The organism is Streptomyces sp. NPDC047841, assembly GCF_040704085.1.
Lineage (GTDB): Bacteria > Actinomycetota > Actinomycetes > Streptomycetales > Streptomycetaceae > Streptomyces > Streptomyces argyrophylli.
Map to the genome: position 1 here is coordinate 159,488 of NZ_JBEYRP010000006.1, position 16,364 is coordinate 175,851.

Genomic DNA, 16,364 nt, shown 5'->3' on the forward strand with positions numbered 1-16,364 from the left:
CCGTGCGGCGTCAGTGGTTGAGGACCGAGCCGTACCGCGGGGTGCCCGACGTGGAGATGCCGGTGGCCGACGGGCCGAACGAGAGCGCTCCGGCCGTCGTCGGCCCGGTGGGGGCGCCGCGCAGCGACCAGACCGCGCCGTCGGCCGCGTTCTCGCCCGGACCCGCCACGGTCAGCTCGGCGCGGTGGTCACCGGAGTGGTCGGCGAGCAGGACCCGGGCGCCGAAGCGGTCGCCCTTCTCGGCGGTGCCGGGGACGCCCGCGGTGTTCTGGGTGTACGACACCGCGCCCTTGGTCGTCAGCCCGTGGGCGGTGCCCCGCAGGAGGGTGACCGATCCGGCGCCGGAGTCCTCGCCGGGCGCGCCGACCGCCAGGTCCTCGAAGCCGTCGCCGTCCACGTCGCCCAGGAAGACGCCGCCGCCGAACGCGTCGCCGGTCTCGGCCGCGCCCGGCACGCCCGGTGTGTCCTGGGTGAGGACCAGCGGGGCGCGGGTGGTGTCCTCGCCGCCCGGTCCGCCGTAGACGACGGTGACCCTGCCGCCCTTGGCTCCCGCCGGATCGGCGGAGGTCTCCGCAGGGTTGCCGACGGCGATGTCGGCGTACCCGTCCTTGTCGATGTCGCCGATCGCCGAGACCGTGCCGGCGGGCAGTTCCTGCCACCAGTCGGTGAAGTTGCCGAGGGACGGGTCGGTGACCAGGTGGGTGACGGCGGCACCGGTGCGGGGCTGCCGGCCGTGCACCACCAGGCTGGTGGACCAGGCGGGGGAGACCCGCCCGGCGGACACGGAGGTGACGCCGTACGACGGGGAGTAGGGGGCGGGGAAGCCCGCTCCCGAGCCGCCCTGGAAGGAGCCGGACCGGGTGACGGGGCCGTTGACGAAGTTCAGGGCGCTGGAGCCGGTGGAACCGATCACGACGTCGAGGTCACCGTCACCGTCGAGGTCGCCCACGGCCAGGGACTGCCCGTACCGGTCCGTCTCCACCTCCCAGTAGTTGACGACCGTGCGGGCCCCGGAGAGACCGGACCGGCCGCCCCAGACGACGACCACCGTGCCGCCGTTGGTGTCGCCGTCGACGTCCTCGCCGGGCGCGCCGATCAGCAGGTCGGCGTAGCCGTCCTTGTCCAGGTCGGCGGAGGCGACGGCGCTGCCGAAGGCGTCGCCCGCCTCGGCGGTGCCGGGCACGCCGGCCGTGTTCTGGGTGATCAGGGTGCGGGTGGCCGTCCTCAGCCCGGTGGAGCTGCCGTAGACGACCGAGACGGCACCCGCCTTGGACCGGCCGCCGACGGTCGCGTCGGGGGCGCCGACCGCGAGATCGGCGCGGCCGTCGCCGTTGAAGTCGTACGGGGCGGCGGCCCGGGCCGCGTGGGCGGCGGGCACGGCCAGGGCGAGCGGTGCCAGCGCGGCGGCGAGCGCGACGGCGAGGGCGCGTGTGCGCACGGGGTTCCCCCGGGAAGGTCTGGGGAGGGGGGACGTCACGGGGCGATGGCCCACGCGAAGTTCCCGAGGCCCTGCACGGAGACGTCGCGGGCGCTGATGAACTTGGCGTAGTCGGTGGTCAGGCCGGAGGCGGTGCCGCGCAGGATCGTGACGGCGCCGTAGCCGTTCTCGCCGCCCGCGCCGATGATCAGGTCGGCCTTGCCGTTCTTGTTGATGTCGGTCAGCCGCACCGACTGGCCGAACTGGTCCCCGGTCTCGGAGCCGCCGGGCACGCCCTCCGTGTCCTGCGTCCAGGTCTTCGCGCCCTTGGTGGTCAGGCCCTTGGCGGAGCCGAGGAAGACCGTCACCGCGCCGGCCTCGCGGATGGTGCCGATGGCCTCACCGGGCGCGCCGACCGCGACGTCGGCGTAGCCGTCGCCGTTGATGTCGCCGGTGCCGACCGACGAGCCGAACAGGTCGCCGGCCTCGCCGGTCCCGGGCGCCCCCGCGGTGTCCTGGTGGATCACGGTCGGGGTCTGGGCGGGGTCGGGGCCGTTCGGTCCGCCGTACCAGACGGAGATCTGGCCGCCCTTGTGGCCGGACTTCTTGGAGCCGCCCGGGTCGGTGGGGTCGCCGAGGACCACGTCGCCGTAGCCGTCGCCGTTGATGTCACCGATCGAGCCGGGCAGACCGTCGGCCTTCGGCAGGTCCTTCATGACGTGCTTGGAGCCGTTCCAGGTGAAGTACGTGACGTCGCCGCCCTCGTCGCCGTCGACGAGGAACGGGTAGAAGCGCTCGGCGGCGCGGTCGCCGTTCAGGTCACCCGCGAACACCTCGGTGGTGCTGCCCAGTTCGCCGACCCGGACGTTGCTCACCGGGGTGCCCGTGCGGGTGAAGGGGCCCTTGTACAGGCGGGTCTCGGTCCGCCCGGTCAGGGTGACGTCGTTCTTGCCGTCCCCGTCGAAGTCGGCGACCGCGATGCCGGCGGCGAAGTTGCCCCACTCGTCCAGGGTGGACGGCTGGGGCACCAGGGCGCCGCCGGACAGACCGGACGCGCCGCCCCACAGGATGGTGGCGCTGCCCACGGCGTCGCGGTCGCCGATGGCCTCGCCGGGGGCGCCCACGACGAGGTCGGCGTAGCCGTCGCCGTCGAGGTCGCCGGCGGCCAGGCTCTGGCCGAAGAGGTCCCCGGCCTCGGCGGTGCCCGGGACACCGGTGGAGTTCTGTGTGATGACGGTGCGCTTGGCGGCGGAGACGCCCGAGGACGAACCGTAGAGGACGACGACCGCACCGGCCTGCTGCGCCGAGCCGACCTGGTGGCCGGCGGCGCTCAGGGCGATGTCCAGGTAGCCGTCGCCGTTGAAGTCGCCGCTGAGCCGGGAGGGCGCGGCGGAGGCGGGGGTGACGGGCAGGGCGGTGAGCAGGCCGGTGGTCAGGGTGGCGGCCAGCAGGAGGACGCGCTTGCGCAAGGCGGGGCTCCGGGTGGGAGGGAGCCGGGCACGCGACGCGCGGGCCCGGCCGGGGATGAACGGGACGAGGGCTGGTCAGTCGGCGAAGACGGAGCCGAACTGCGGGGTGCCCGAGGTGGAGACGCCGGCGCTGCCGGCGCCGATGAAGCGGCTGCCCGAGGTGGTGATCTTCGAGCCGTTGGACGGCAGGTAGGTGAGGGCACCGTCGCCGCTGTCCTCGTTCGCGCCGATCACCAGGTCGGCCTTGCCGTCGCCGGTGACGTCGTCGAGCTTGACGTCGATGCCGAAGAGGTCCTTCTTCTCGTTGCCGCCGGGGACACCGGTGGTGTTCTGGTTGAAGGACTGGGCGCCGGAGGCGGTGTTCACGCCGGACGCCGAGCCGTACAGGACGGTGACCGCGCCGGTGTCGGTGACGCCCTCGATGTCCTCCAGCGGGGCGCTGACTACGAGGTCCTGGTAGCCGTCGCCGTTGATGTCGCCGAGGTCGAGGTCCCAGCCGAAGGAGTCGCCCTTCTCGGAGGTGCCGGGGACGCTGCCGGTGTTCTGGCTGATGCCGGTGGTGCCGGCCGGGCCCGAGGCGGAACCGTAGGTGACGTTCACCCGGCCGCCGTTGGAGGCGTCCGGGACGGGGGTGCCGTCCTCGGTGGTGGCGTCCCAGCCGGCGCCGCTGACGATGTCGCCGAAGCCGTCGCCGTTGATGTCACCGATCGCCGTGATGATGCCGGGCTTGAGGGCCTTGGCGGAGGAGCCGGTCAGACCGCTCGCGGTGCCGGGCAGCCAGTAGTTGGTGTTCCAGCCGTACTGGGTGGTGGTCTCGTAGCCGTCGACCACCAGGTCGGTGCGGCCGTCGCCGTTGACGTCGCCGGCGGTCAGGCTCATCGGGCCGAACGGGTAGTCGTTGCTGCCGGAGAGGATGGGCGGCTTGACGGTGGTGACGCTGCCCGCGGTGCCGGAGGCGCTGATGCCGCCCTTGTAGAGGTAGAGCGTGGCGGCGGAGCTGCCGACGACCAGGTCGGTCTTGCCGTCGCCGTCGAAGTCGCCGGCGGCGAGGTCCTTGCCCCAGTAGTCGTGGGAGGAGGCGGCCGGGTCGACCAGGTGGGCGGACTTGCCGGTCAGGCCGGTCTTGGAGCCGTACAGGATGACGAGGTCGCCGCCGTTGGTGTCGGTGCCGACCTTCTCGAAGGGGGAGCTGACGGCGAGGTCGTCGTAGCCGTCGTTGTTGAAGTCGCCGTAGGCCGTCTCCTGGCCGAAGCCGTCGCCGGCCTCGGCGGTGCCGGGGACGCCGGTGGTGTTCTGGCTGATGACGGTGCGCTTGGCGGAGGAGACGCCGGTGGCCGTGCCGTACAGCACGACGATCTGGCCGGCGTCCTTGTGGCCGCTGACGTAGGCGCCGGCGGCGGAGGTGGCGACGTCACCGATGCCGTCGCCGTTGAAGTCGGCCTTCGCGACCTTGACGGAATCCGCGGCGGTCGCGGGCGACGCGGCGAAGGTGAGCAGACCGCCCGTCAGTGCGGCCGCGGTGGCCGTCGCGAGGGCGAGTCGGCGGTGCTTGTGCATGCGGTTTCTCCTACGGCATGCGGGGGATGCCTGGCGGGCATCCGCAGTCGATGGGGTGCGGTCTCCCTGTGTTCGACGCGAGTTGCTCCGCGGTTCACAGGAGGCCGGCGATCATGAGACTCGCGCCGGGGCGTAAGGGTTGTACATGAGTTCGGTGAATTTTCCCGGGGCCGCTGTGACCGCCGGTGGAGACCGGAGGCCACCGCCGGTTCGGCGCCGGGCGGCGTCTCCTGCGACTCGGCCTGAGCGGCGGCTGGTCCGGCCTGCCGCTCGCCCGTGTCCGCCTGGGCGGCACATCGGCGCGCTGCCTGCCCGAGCCGTTCCACGTCTTCACGGTCCCCGGGGGCCGGCGCGGTCAGGCGGACCACACTTCAGGGCACGACGCGGAGTCGTCCTCACGCTTCTTTGACCGTCGCATGTAGGACACTGCGCGCACATGATCCGGATGAGGGGTCCAGCCGGGGCCCCGTTCGACGAGAGGTGTCATGTGCCCAGTGTTGTGAAAATCAACGTGCTGACCGTTCCCGCCGAGCAGCGGGAGGTCCTGGAGAAGCGGTTCGCCTCGCGGGCCCACGCGGTGGAGAACTCCGACGGCTTCGAGTGGTTCGAGCTGCTGCGGCCCGTCGAGGGCACCGACCAGTACCTCGTCTACACGCGCTGGCGTGACGAGGAGTCCTTCCAGGCGTGGATGGAGGGGCCGATGAAGTCGGCGCACCAGGGCGGCGGCGAGGGCGGCGAGCGTCCGAAGCCCGCGGCCTCCGGCTCGACCCTGTGGTCGTTCGAGGTGGTGCAGCAGGCCGCGCCCAAGGGCGCCTGACGGACGGACGACGGCGCCCCCTGACCGTGCGGGTCAGGGGGCGCCGTCGGGTTCCAGGGGCCGTTACTTCACCGGCTCCGGCTCCGGCTCGCTCTGCGCCTCGGCCTCGCCCGCCGGGTCGGCCGGCGTCCTGACGGAGTCGAGCAGCAGCTGGGCGACGTCCACGACCTGGATGGACTCCTTGGCCTTGCCGTCGTTCTTCTTGCCGTTCACGGAGTCCGTGAGCATGACGAGGCAGAACGGGCAGGCGGTGGAGACGATGTCGGGGTTCAGCGACAGGGCCTCGTCGACGCGCTCGTTGTTGATGCGCTTGCCGATGCGCTCCTCCATCCACATGCGCGCGCCGCCGGCGCCGCAGCAGAAGCCGCGCTCCTTGTGCCGGTGCATCTCCTCGTTGCGCAGGCCGGGGACCTTGCCGATGATCTCGCGCGGGGGCGTGTAGATCTTGTTGTGGCGGCCCAGGTAGCACGGGTCGTGGTAGGTGATGATGCCCTCGACCGGGGTGACCGGGACCAGCTTGCCCTCGTCCACCAGGTGCTGGAGCAGCTGGGTGTGGTGGATGACCTCGTAGTCGCCGCCGAGCTGCGGGTACTCGTTGCCGATCGTGTTGAGGCAGTGCGGGCAGGTGGCGACGATCTTCTTCGCCGACCTGGGCTTCGCGGACTCGGGGACGACCTTGCCCTCGTCGTCCAGCTCCTCGCCGAACGCCGTGTTCAGGGCCATCACGTTCTCCATGCCGAGCTCCTGGAAGAGGGGCTCGTTGCCCAGGCGGCGGGCGGAGTCACCGGTGCACTTCTCGTCGCCGCCCATGATCGCGAACTTCACGCCCGCGATGTGCAGCAGCTCGGCGAAGGCCTTGGTGGTCTTCTTGGCGCGGTCCTCCAGGGCGCCGGCGCAGCCGACCCAGTACAGGTACTCGACCTCGGTGAGGTCCTCGATGTCCTTGCCGACGACCGGGACCTCGAAGTCGACCTCCTTGGTCCACTCCAGGCGCTGCTTCTTGGCCAGGCCCCAGGGGTTGCCCTTCTTCTCCAGGTTCTTGAGCATCGTGCCCGCCTCGGACGGGAAGGCGCTCTCGATCATCACCTGGTAGCGGCGCATGTCGACGATGTGGTCGACGTGCTCGATGTCGACCGGGCACTGCTCGACGCAGGCGCCGCAGGTGGTGCAGGACCACAGCACGTCCGGGTCGATGACGCCGTTCTCCTCCGCCGTGCCGATCAGCGGGCGCTCGGCCTCGGCGAGGGCGGCGGCGGGAACGTCCTTCAGCTGCTCCTCGGACGCCTTCTCCTCGCCCTCCATGGTCTTGCCGCCACCGGCCAGCAGGTACGGCGCCTTGGCGTGGGCGTGGTCCCGCAGCGACATGATCAGCAGCTTCGGGGAGAGCGGCTTGCCGGTGTTCCAGGCGGGGCACTGCGACTGGCAGCGGCCGCACTCGGTGCAGGTGGAGAAGTCGAGCAGGCCCTTCCAGGAGAACTGCTCGACCTGGGAGACGCCGAAGACGTCGTCGTCGCCGGGGTCCTCGAAGTCGATCGGCTTGCCACCGGACGTCATCGGCAGCAGGGCGCCGAGCGAGGTCTCGCCGGTGGCGTTGCGCTTGAACCAGATGTTCGGGAACGCCAGGAAGCGGTGCCAGGCCACGCCCATGTCGGTCTTCAGGGCGACCGTGATCATCCAGATGAAGGAGGTCGCGATCTTCAGGCCGGCGAAGAAGTAGGTGAGGTTCTGCAGCGTGGAGACGTCCGCGTGCTCCAGCCAGGAGACGACGGGGTACGAGATGAAGAACGAGGCCTCGTAGCCGTCCACGTGGTGCTGGGCGCCTTCGAGGGCGTGCAGCATGAAGATGCACACGCCGACGATGAGGATGACGGCCTCGACGAAGTACGCCTGGCCGAAGTTGGAGCCGGCGAAGCGGGACTTGCGGCCCGGCTTGCGCGGGTGGCTCAGCTGGCGGATGACGATCAGGGCGAGGATGCCGATCACCGTCATGGTGCCGATGAACTCGACGTAGACGTTGTACGGCGCCCAGTCGCCGAGGACCGGCAGCAGCCAGTCCGCCTTGAACAGCTGCCCGAACGCGTTGACGATCGTCAGCAGGAGCGTGAAGAAGCCCACCGCCACGAACCAGTGCGCCACGCCGACGACGCCCCAGCGGTTCATCCGCGTGTGGCCGAGGAACTCCTTCACCACGGTGAGGGTGCGCTGTGTGGGATCGTCGGTCCGCGTGCCGGCCGGCACCGGCTGGCCCAGCCGCATGAAGTTGTAGATCTGCAGGAGGGCGCGGCCGAACAGTGCCACGCCGACCACGATCAGGACCAGCGACACGATGATCGCGGCGAGTTGCATTGGGGCTCCTGAGGCGGCCTCGGTCGACACGAGCTGTCTGAGCTGATCGACATTACTAAGCGGTAACTTATGCAGTCCGTCTGAGACTACCCCCATCTTCCGTCGGGATGCAGCAGAGCGCGGGGTGATCTGGGTCGCCGCCCGTCAATCGGATCGTGTTATTCGTACCGAATTGATACTTTCGCCCCTACCTTAGAGCCGTGCTCTACGGGATCGCCGCCGCCACCGCAGCCCTTCTCTTCACCGCCGTGCTCGCGGCGGCGCTCCGGCTGCCCGCCCGCAGGGCCGGAATCCTGGACCGGCGCCGCCAGCGGCCGCTGCCCCTCCTCGGCGGTCTCGCGGTCGTGATCGTCACCTGCCTGGTCGCCGGAACGGGTGAGTGGACCCGGGTCGCCCCGCTCGGGGACGGGGTCGGACGGCTGCTCGTGGCGGCCGCCGCCGTCGCCGGGCTGGGCCTGGTGGCCGACGTGTGGCGGCTCCGCGCGCGCGTGCTCGTCACCGGTACGGCCGTGGCGGCGGTCTGCGTGGTGCCCTACGACGAGACGGGCGTGCCGGGCGGGCTGCTGGCCATCGGCTGGATCGTCCTCGCCACCCTCGCCTTCAAGGGGCTCGACCACGCCGACGGGCTGGCCGGGACGGTCGGCGTGGTCACCGCCTTCGGTGCCGGAGCCTGTGCCGCCGCCGAGGTGATGGACGGGCTCGCCGTGCTGCTGAGCGTGGTCGCCGCCGCGCTCACCGGCTTCCTGATGCACAACTGGCACCCCGCGCGGGTCGGGCTCGGCGCCTGCGGCTCGCTGTTCACCGGGTTCGTGCTGTCGTCGGCGGTGGTCTTCACGCGCGCGGGGTACGACATCGGGCCGAGCGCGGCCGTGGTGTTCTGCCTCGGTGCCGTGGCCGTCGCCGACGCCCTCCTCGTGGTCCTCGCCCGGGGAGTGGCCCGGCGCCCGCTGCTGCGGCGCGGTCCCGACCACCTCGCCCACCGGCTGCGGCGGCTCGGGCTCGCCCCGCAGGCGTCGGTGGTGCTGCTGGGGGCCGGCGCCTTCTCCTCGGTGCTCGTGGGGGTGCTCGTGCACACCGGCTGGACGGGGGACTCGGCCGTGCTCTGGGTGGCCGGTGGGGTCGCCTTCGCCGTTCTCGTGCTCCTTTTGATTCCCGCTCCGCAGGGCCGCCGCCCGCCATCGACGCAGGTCAGCGGGCACTTGCGTGTAAGGAACGGATAAGAGTTGAGCCTTGTTGGCTCAGGTCTGTTGACCCAGCGGGTCTCCTCGTGCACACTTGAGCCTGTTCCACTCAAGTCAGCTGGAGGAATCAACCATGGCACGTGCGGTCGGCATCGACCTGGGCACGACTAACTCCGTCGTCAGCGTTCTGGAGGGCGGCGAGCCCACCGTCATCACCAACGCCGAGGGTGCCCGGACCACGCCGTCCGTCGTCGCCTTCGCCAAGAACGGCGAGGTGCTCGTCGGCGAGGTCGCCAAGCGCCAGGCGGTCACGAACGTGGACCGGACCATCCGCTCGGTGAAGCGCCACATGGGCACCGACTGGAAGATCCAGCTCGACGGCAAGGACTTCAACCCGCAGCAGATCTCCGCGTTCATCCTGCAGAAGCTGAAGCGGGACGCCGAGGCCTACCTGGGCGAGAAGGTCACGGACGCGGTCATCACCGTCCCGGCCTACTTCAACGACTCCGAGCGCCAGGCCACCAAGGAGGCCGGTGAGATCGCGGGTCTGAACGTCCTGCGCATCGTCAACGAGCCCACCGCGGCCGCGCTCGCCTACGGCCTCGACAAGGACGACCAGACGATCCTCGTCTTCGACCTCGGTGGCGGCACCTTCGACGTGTCCCTGCTGGAGATCGGCGACGGCGTCGTCGAGGTGAAGGCCACCAACGGCGACAACCACCTCGGTGGTGACGACTGGGACCAGCGCGTCGTCGACTACCTGGTCAAGCAGTTCCAGTCCGGTCACGGCGTGGACCTGTCCAAGGACAAGATGGCCCTCCAGCGCCTGCGCGAGGCCGCCGAGAAGGCCAAGATCGAGCTGTCCTCCTCCACGGAGACCTCGATCAACCTGCCGTACATCACCGCGTCCGCCGAGGGCCCGCTGCACCTGGACGAGAAGCTCACCCGCGCCCAGTTCCAGCAGCTGACGGCCGACCTGCTGGAGCGCTGCAAGACGCCGTTCCACAACGTCATCAAGGACGCCGGCATCTCCATCAACGAGATCGACCACGTCGTCCTCGTCGGTGGCTCCACCCGCATGCCCGCCGTCGCCGAGCTCGTCAAGGAGCTGACCGGCGGCAAGGAGGCCAACAAGGGTGTGAACCCGGACGAGGTCGTCGCCATCGGCGCCTCGCTCCAGGCCGGTGTCCTCAAGGGCGAGGTCAAGGACGTCCTGCTCCTCGACGTCACCCCGCTGTCCCTCGGCATCGAGACCAAGGGCGGCATCATGACCAAGCTGATCGAGCGCAACACCACGATCCCGACCAAGCGCTCCGAGATCTTCACCACGGCCGAGGACAACCAGCCGTCGGTGCAGATCCAGGTCTACCAGGGCGAGCGCGAGATCGCGGCCTACAACAAGAAGCTCGGCATGTTCGAGCTGACCGGTCTGCCGCCGGCGCCGCGTGGCGTCCCGCAGATCGAGGTCTCCTTCGACATCGACGCCAACGGCATCATGCACGTCACGGCGAAGGACCTCGGCACCGGCAAGGAGCAGAAGATGACCGTCACCGGCGGCTCCTCGCTCCCGAAGGAAGAGGTCGACCGCATGCGCGAGGAGGCCGAGCGCTACGCGGAGGAGGACCACAAGCGCCGCGAGGCCGCCGAGGCCCGCAACCAGGGCGAGCAGCTGGTCTACCAGACCGAGAAGTTCCTCAAGGACAACGAGGACAAGGTCCCCGGCGAGATCAAGACCGAGGTCGAGGCCGCGGTCGGCGAGCTGAAGGAAGCCCTCAAGGGCGAGGAGACCGCCGAGATCCGCAGCGCCACCGAGAAGGTCGCCGCCGTCTCGCAGAAGCTGGGCCAGGCGCTGTACGCCGACGCCCAGGGCGCGCAGGCCGCGGGCGGTGCCTCCGCCGGCGCCGGTGAGGCCAAGGCCGACGACGACGTCGTGGACGCCGAGATCGTGGACGACGAGCGCAAGGACGGGGCCGCGTAATGACGGAGGAGACCCCGGGCTTCGAGGAGAAGCCCGACGTCCCCTCCGGCGCCACCTCCGACGACGCCGAGCCGAAGGCCGCCCCCGAGGAGGGGGCGGCCCCGGCCGGGGACGGACACGCAGAGAACGCCGGTCTGGTCGCCCAGCTGGACCAGGTGCGCACGGCGCTGAGCGAGCGCACGGCGGACCTCCAGCGGCTCCAGGCCGAGTACCAGAACTACCGCCGCCGGGTCGAGCGCGACCGGATCGCGGTCAAGGAGATCGCCATCGCGAACCTCCTGACCGAGCTCCTGCCCGTGCTCGACGACATCGGCCGCGCGCGGGAACACGGCGAGCTGGTCGGCGGCTTCAAGTCGGTGGCCGAGTCGCTGGAGACCGTCGCGGCCAAGATGGGCCTCCAGCAGTTCGGCAAGGAGGGCGAGCCCTTCGACCCGACGATCCACGAGGCCCTGATGCACAGTTACGCGCCGGACGTCACCGAGACGACCTGCGTGGCGATCCTGCAGCCCGGGTACCGCATCGGCGAGCGCACCATCCGCCCCGCGCGGGTGGCCGTCGCCGAACCGCAGCCCGGCGCGCAGACCGTCAAGGCCGAGGACGCCGAGGAGACGCCGGCGGCCGACGACAAGGAGAACGGTGGCCCGGACGAGGGCTGACGGGAACACTGACGGGAAGGAGGGGCGTCGAGGATGAGCACCAAGGACTTCATCGAGAAGGACTACTACAAGGTCCTCGGCGTCCCCAAGGACGCCACCGAGGCCGAGATCAAGAAGGCGTACCGGAAGCTCGCACGCGAGTTCCACCCGGACGCCAACAAGGGCAACGCCAAGGCGGAGGAGCGCTTCAAGGAGATCTCCGAGGCGAACGACGTCCTCGGCGACCCCAAGAAGCGCAAGGAGTACGACGAGGCGCGCGCGCTGTTCGGCAACGGCGGCTTCCGCCCGGGGCCGGGCGCGGCCGGCGGCTCCTTCAACTTCGACCTGGGCGACCTCTTCGGAGGCGCCGCCCAGGGCGGAGGCTTCGGCGGCGGACTCGGTGACGTCTTCGGGGGCCTGTTCAACCGCGGCGGCGGCGCCGCGGGCACGCGGACCCAGCCCCGGCGCGGCCAGGACATCGAGTCCGAGGTCACGCTGAGCTTCACGGAGGCCATCGAGGGGGCCACGGTGCCCCTGCGGATGTCCTCCCAGGCGCCCTGCAAGGCCTGTTCGGGCACCGGCGACGAGAACGGCACACCGCGCGTGTGCCCGACCTGCGTCGGCACCGGCCAGGTCGCCCGGGGATCCGGCGGCGGCTTCTCGCTGACCGACCCCTGCCCCGACTGCAAGGGCCGCGGGCTGATCGCCGAGCACCCCTGCACGGAGTGCAAGGGCAGCGGGCGCGCCAAGTCGTCGCGCACGATGCAGGTCCGCATCCCGGCGGGCGTCACCGACGGGCAGCGGATCCGGCTGCGCGGCAAGGGCGCGCCCGGCGAGCGGGGCGGACCGGCCGGCGACCTGTACGTGGTCGTCCACGTCGGCGAGCACCCGGTGTTCGGACGCAAGGGCGACAACCTCACCGTCACCGTGCCGGTGACGTACCCCGAGGCGGCCCTCGGCGGTGAGGTGCGGGTGCCGACCCTCGGCGGCCCGCCCGTCACCCTGAAACTGCCGCCCGGCACCCCCAACGGCCGTACCATGCGCGCCCGGGGCAAGGGCGCGGTCCGCAAGGACGGCACCCGCGGCGACCTCCTGGTCACCGTCGAGGTGCGTGTCCCGACGGACCTGTCGGGGAAGGCTCGTGACGCACTGGAGGCGTATCGCGAGGCGACCGCGGGCGAGGACCCGCGGGCGGAGCTGTTCGAGGCCGCGAAGGGAGCTTGAGAGTGATGGACGGCCGTCGACGCGGTGACAATTTTCGTGGGCCGTACGAACTGACCGAGGAGACCCCGGTCTACGTCATCTCGGTGGCGGCCCAGCTCTCCGGACTCCACCCGCAGACGCTGCGCCAGTACGACCGCCTGGGCCTGGTCTCGCCCGACCGCACCGCCGGCCGGGGCCGCCGCTACTCGGCCCGTGACATCGAACTGCTCCGCCAGGTGCAGCAGTTGTCGCAGGACGAGGGCATCAACCTGGCCGGCATCAAGCGAATCATCGAACTGGAGAACCAGGTCACCGCGCTCCAGCACCGTGTCGCGGAGCTGGAGGCGGCCCTGGACGGCGCGGCGGCGGCGATGCAGCAGCGCGAGGCTGCCGTGCACGCCTCCTACCGGCGCGACCTGGTGCCGTACCAGGAGGTGCAGCAGACCAGCGCGTTGGTGGTGTGGCGGCCGAAACGGCAGCAGCAGGACTGACGCGCACAGGCGCACACGAAGAGGGGCCCGGATTCCGGGCCCCTCTTCGTGTCCGGTAACGGCCCGTGCGGGACCGCCCTGGATGTCCGGATCTTTGCCGTTCCCATGAACTCCCTTGACGTGGACGGCCCGTAAAGGGTCCTTGAAGCGGGTTTCGCGTAACCTTCACAGGTGCAGCGGAGCGTGCTGTTGCGCACTCGTTAAGTGATTCTTCTTGACGCCGGGTGTGGCCTGCGCGTTGTCTTTTCAGACACCTGGGCCGTATAGCAACGCCCACGTCCGGAACGCACCTGAAGTGAGCCCTCGCATGCGTCGTATCGCCATATCCGTGGCCGCGTCCACGATGACCCTCTCGCTCGCCGGCTGTGGCGTGCTGAACGTGACGGGGGACGGCGCGAGCGCGAGCCCGACCAAGGGCAACGACATCACGGTGGGCCTGCTGCTGCCGGAGAAGGCGAACACCCGCTACGACAGGTTCGACTACCCCATCATCAGGGACAAGGTGGCCGAACTCACCAAGAAGCAGGGCAAGGTGGAGTACGCCAACGCGGACGCCAGTGCGGCCCGGCAGTCCGAGCAGATGCAGAACATGATCGACGGCAAGGTCGACGTCATCCTGGTCGACGCGGTCGACGCGCACGCCATCGCCGGCGAGGTGAAGAAGGCCAAGGACGCGGGCATCCCGGTCATCGCCTACGACCGTCTCGCCGAGGGCCCGATCGACGCCTACATCTCCTTCGACAACGAACTCGTCGGCGAGGTGCAGGGCCGCACGCTGCTGGCGGCCCTGGGCCCGGGCGTCGACACCTCCGACAAGATCGTGATGATGAACGGCTCGCCCACCGACCCGAACGCCAAGCAGTTCAAGGAGGGCGCGCTCTCCGAGCTGAACGGCAAGGTGGACATCGCGGACAGCTTCGACACCGTCAAGTGGAAGCCGGAGAACGCCGAGGCCAACATGGCCAAGGCCATCGCGAAGATCGGCAAGGACAACATCGCCGGCGTCTACTCCGCCAACGACGGCATGGCGGGCGGCATCATCAAGGCCCTGAAGGCGGCCGGTGTCACCAAGCTGCCCCCGATCACCGGGCAGGACGCCGAACTGGACGCCGTGCAGCGGGTGGTGTCGGGGGAGCAGTACATGAGCGTCTACAAGTCCTACCCGGACGAGGCCGAGGCCGCCGCGCAGATGGCCGTCACCAAGCTCCAGGGCAAGGACATCCAGTTCGACGCCCTCACCCAGGACCGGGTGGACAGCCCCACCACCAAGGACATCCCGGCCAAGCTGGTCCAGGTGACCGCGCTGACCCAGCGCACCGTCAAGGACACGGTCGTCGCGGACGGCATCTACACCGTCGGGGACATCTGCACCGCCAGGTACAAGGCGGCCTGCACGACGATCGGCCTGAAGTAGGACACCCGCTTTTCCACCCCCGGCTCGTCGCGGTGAGCGGCGCGGGCCGGTGCCGAAACCCGGACGCAACGCCACTTTCCGGTGGCCGCCGTGGAAGGAGCCGTGTTGCGGACCCGGTTCGGCGCCGCGCATAGTTGCGCCACGGAAGAGGCAGCACACCGGGGGTGGAATGGGCGATGGCCGGGCACGGGGCGGAGGAGCATCCTCACGGTGCCGACCGGCTGTGTGCAGCCGGGGACCGGGTGTACTCCCGTGCCGTGCGCCGGGGGCGGGTGCCGCGCACGGACGCCGAACCGGTGCCCTGCCTGCTGGAACTGGCCCTGCTGCACCCGGACCCGGACGACATGGAATGGCTGGTGCCGACCTCCCCGCAGGAGGTCATGACCCGGCTGCTGCGCGGGGTCTACGACGAGGTCAGCGCGAGCCAGCGGCGGGTGGGCTCGGCGGTGGCCGCGTTCGAGTGGTACGGGGGCCTGGGGAGGCGGCTGGACGCGCTGGCGGCGCCGGCCGAGGGCAGCGCCATCCGGGTCCTGGACGGGCTCTCCCGCATCCAGGCCGCGATGGACGAGGCGACCGAGGCGTGCACCACCGAGGTGCTCACCGTGCAGCCCGGCGGCATCCGGCGGGAGGCGGAGCTCTCCGAGGGCCTGCACCGGGCGCTGGCGCTGCGCGGCCGGGGCGTGCGGATGCGGGACCTGTACACGCATGTGGCCCGGCACGGCCAGGGCCTGCTGAACTACCTGGAGCTGATGGGCGACGCCGTGGAGGCGCGCACCCTGGACGAGGTCATCGACCGGCTCATCCTCTTCGACCGCACGGTGGCGTTCATCCCCGCCAACACCGACCGCACGATGGCCCTGGAGCTGCGTCACCCGGCCCTGGTGGCCTACCTCGTGACGGTTTTCGAACGGCTCTGGCGCCTGGCGATCCCGCTCACGGCCCCGCTCCCCGACACCGGCATCGAGGGCATCTCGCACCGCGAGCAGTCCATCGCCGCGCTGCTCGCCGAGGGGCACCAGGACGCGGTCATCGCCGAGCGCCTGGGCATCAGCGTGCGCACCTGCCGGGCCCATATCGCGCGCCTGTCGGAGACCCTGGGCGCGGCCAGCCGTACCCAGCTCGGCGTCCGTATCGCCCAGGTCGGCCTGGACGGGCACCGGCCGCCCCTGCCGAGCACCGCCCTCGCCGGCCCGGAGCAGGAGCCCCCGGCCGCGCGCTGAGCCCGGTGGCGCCGCGCCTCAGTGCTTCCGGTCGAGGATGCCGGACTGGGCGATGAGGTAGCCGAGCTGCGCGCGGCTGCCGCTGCCGAGGGCCTGGGCCAGCTTGGCGATGTGGGCCCGGCAGGTGCGCACGTTCATGCCGAGACGGCGGGCGATGGCCTCGTCGACGTGGCCCTCGACCAGGAGCTTGGCGATGGAGTGCTGGATGTCCGTGATGCCGTCCGGGGCCGTCTCGTAGGGGGCGCCGGTGCTCATCGGCACGGCACGGGCCCACATGAACTCGAACACCTTGATCAGGTAGCGCACCAGGCCGGGGTGGCGCAGTTCCAGGGCGACCTGGCGGTCGTCGCGGACGGGGATGAAGGCGACCGTCTCGTCGCAGATGATGAGCCGCTCCACCAGTTCGTCGATGGTGCGGTACTCCACCTTGCCGACGGAGAACTGGGCCACGTAGCCGAGGGTTTCGGGGCTGTAGCGGGCGGTGTGCTGGTACAGGGTCCGGATGCGCACGCCGCGTTCGAGGAGGGGGCGGTCGCGTTTCCAGGCCCTGGAGCAGGGTGTGCTCCATCCGGCGGCTGGTCGGCTGCACGGTCAGCACCTCGGAGCGGCACTCTGCCGTCGCCGCGTCCAGGGCCG

At 70.8% G+C, this 16,364-nt stretch carries 12 protein-coding genes and 1 pseudogene; 8 read left to right on the top strand and 5 right to left on the bottom strand.

The window, feature by feature from the left end:
• Positions 1–10: 10 nt before the first annotated feature.
• From AB0947_RS11390 to AB0947_RS11400, 3 genes are all read right to left on the bottom strand, one after another.
• Positions 11–1,438 carry an FG-GAP-like repeat-containing protein gene (locus AB0947_RS11390; RefSeq protein WP_366750103.1) on the bottom strand — a complete coding sequence of 476 codons (1,428 nt, stop codon included), beginning with the start codon at positions 1,436–1,438 and terminating at the stop codon, positions 11–13.
• A gap of 35 nt (positions 1,439–1,473) precedes the next feature.
• Positions 1,474–2,886 carry an FG-GAP-like repeat-containing protein gene (locus AB0947_RS11395; RefSeq protein ID WP_366750104.1) on the bottom strand — a complete coding sequence of 471 codons (1,413 nt, stop codon included), beginning with the start codon at positions 2,884–2,886 and terminating at the stop codon, positions 1,474–1,476.
• A gap of 75 nt (positions 2,887–2,961) precedes the next feature.
• Positions 2,962–4,443 (bottom strand): FG-GAP and VCBS repeat-containing protein, encoded by a 1,482-nt coding sequence (locus tag AB0947_RS11400; protein WP_366750105.1) that lies wholly within the window; start codon positions 4,441–4,443, stop codon positions 2,962–2,964.
• Between the two features lie 487 nt (positions 4,444–4,930).
• Between AB0947_RS11400 and AB0947_RS11405 the strand changes: the two genes are divergently transcribed.
• Positions 4,931–5,260: an antibiotic biosynthesis monooxygenase gene (locus AB0947_RS11405; RefSeq protein WP_366750106.1), complete on the top strand. Its 330-nt coding sequence runs from the start codon at positions 4,931–4,933 to the stop codon at positions 5,258–5,260.
• Positions 5,261–5,323: 63 nt separating this feature from the next.
• Here the strand turns inward: AB0947_RS11405 and AB0947_RS11410 are convergent, their stop codons facing one another.
• Positions 5,324–7,606, bottom strand: coding sequence for a (Fe-S)-binding protein (locus tag AB0947_RS11410; protein WP_366750108.1), 2,283 nt, complete (start codon positions 7,604–7,606; stop codon positions 5,324–5,326).
• 200 nt (positions 7,607–7,806) lie between these two features.
• On the opposite strand from AB0947_RS11410, the gene AB0947_RS11415 reads away from it, so the two are divergent.
• The 7 genes from AB0947_RS11415 to AB0947_RS11445 all read left to right on the top strand — a co-directional run bounded on the left by AB0947_RS11415 (position 7,807) and on the right by AB0947_RS11445 (position 15,728).
• Positions 7,807–8,826 (top strand): MraY family glycosyltransferase, encoded by a 1,020-nt coding sequence (locus AB0947_RS11415; RefSeq protein WP_366750110.1) that lies wholly within the window; start codon positions 7,807–7,809, stop codon positions 8,824–8,826.
• 94 nt (positions 8,827–8,920) lie between these two features.
• Complete coding sequence (dnaK, locus tag AB0947_RS11420; RefSeq protein ID WP_366750112.1) at positions 8,921–10,765, top strand: molecular chaperone DnaK; 1,845 nt, start codon at positions 8,921–8,923, stop codon at positions 10,763–10,765.
• Positions 10,765–11,421, top strand: a complete 657-nt coding sequence (gene grpE, locus AB0947_RS11425) for a nucleotide exchange factor GrpE (RefSeq protein WP_366750114.1) — start codon at positions 10,765–10,767, stop codon at positions 11,419–11,421. The genes dnaK and grpE overlap by 1 nt, the downstream gene beginning before the upstream one ends.
• A gap of 33 nt (positions 11,422–11,454) precedes the next feature.
• Complete coding sequence (gene dnaJ / locus AB0947_RS11430; protein ID WP_366750115.1) at positions 11,455–12,624, top strand: molecular chaperone DnaJ; 1,170 nt, start codon at positions 11,455–11,457, stop codon at positions 12,622–12,624.
• 5 nt (positions 12,625–12,629) lie between these two features.
• Positions 12,630–13,094: a helix-turn-helix domain-containing protein gene (locus AB0947_RS11435; RefSeq protein WP_103814833.1), complete on the top strand. Its 465-nt coding sequence runs from the start codon at positions 12,630–12,632 to the stop codon at positions 13,092–13,094.
• 307 nt (positions 13,095–13,401) lie between these two features.
• Entirely contained in the window at positions 13,402–14,508 is a 1,107-nt protein-coding gene (locus AB0947_RS11440; protein ID WP_366750116.1) for a substrate-binding domain-containing protein, read from the top strand.
• Between the two features lie 176 nt (positions 14,509–14,684).
• Positions 14,685–15,728 (top strand): LuxR C-terminal-related transcriptional regulator, encoded by a 1,044-nt coding sequence (locus tag AB0947_RS11445; RefSeq protein ID WP_366750117.1) that lies wholly within the window; start codon positions 14,685–14,687, stop codon positions 15,726–15,728.
• Between the two features lie 18 nt (positions 15,729–15,746).
• On the opposite strand, the pseudogene AB0947_RS11450 reads toward AB0947_RS11445, so the two are convergent.
• Positions 15,747–16,364, bottom strand: a pseudogene (locus AB0947_RS11450) (helix-turn-helix transcriptional regulator); the annotation flags it as partial.

Bases quoted from the DNA above. Each gene is read 5' to 3' on its own strand.
- AB0947_RS11400 (WP_366750105.1), bottom strand. From the start codon at position 4,443: ATGCACAAGCACCGCCGACTCGCCCTCGCGACGGCCACCGCGGCCGCA.
- AB0947_RS11410 (WP_366750108.1), bottom strand. From the start codon at position 7,606: ATGCAACTCGCCGCGATCATCGTGTCGCTGGTCCTGATCGTGGTCGGC.
- dnaK (WP_366750112.1), top strand. From the start codon at position 8,921: ATGGCACGTGCGGTCGGCATCGACCTGGGCACGACTAACTCCGTCGTC.
- grpE (WP_366750114.1), top strand. From the start codon at position 10,765: ATGACGGAGGAGACCCCGGGCTTCGAGGAGAAGCCCGACGTCCCCTCC.
- dnaJ (WP_366750115.1), top strand. From the start codon at position 11,455: ATGAGCACCAAGGACTTCATCGAGAAGGACTACTACAAGGTCCTCGGC.
- AB0947_RS11435 (WP_103814833.1), top strand. From the start codon at position 12,630: ATGGACGGCCGTCGACGCGGTGACAATTTTCGTGGGCCGTACGAACTG.
- AB0947_RS11440 (WP_366750116.1), top strand. From the start codon at position 13,402: ATGCGTCGTATCGCCATATCCGTGGCCGCGTCCACGATGACCCTCTCG.
- AB0947_RS11445 (WP_366750117.1), top strand. From the start codon at position 14,685: ATGGCCGGGCACGGGGCGGAGGAGCATCCTCACGGTGCCGACCGGCTG.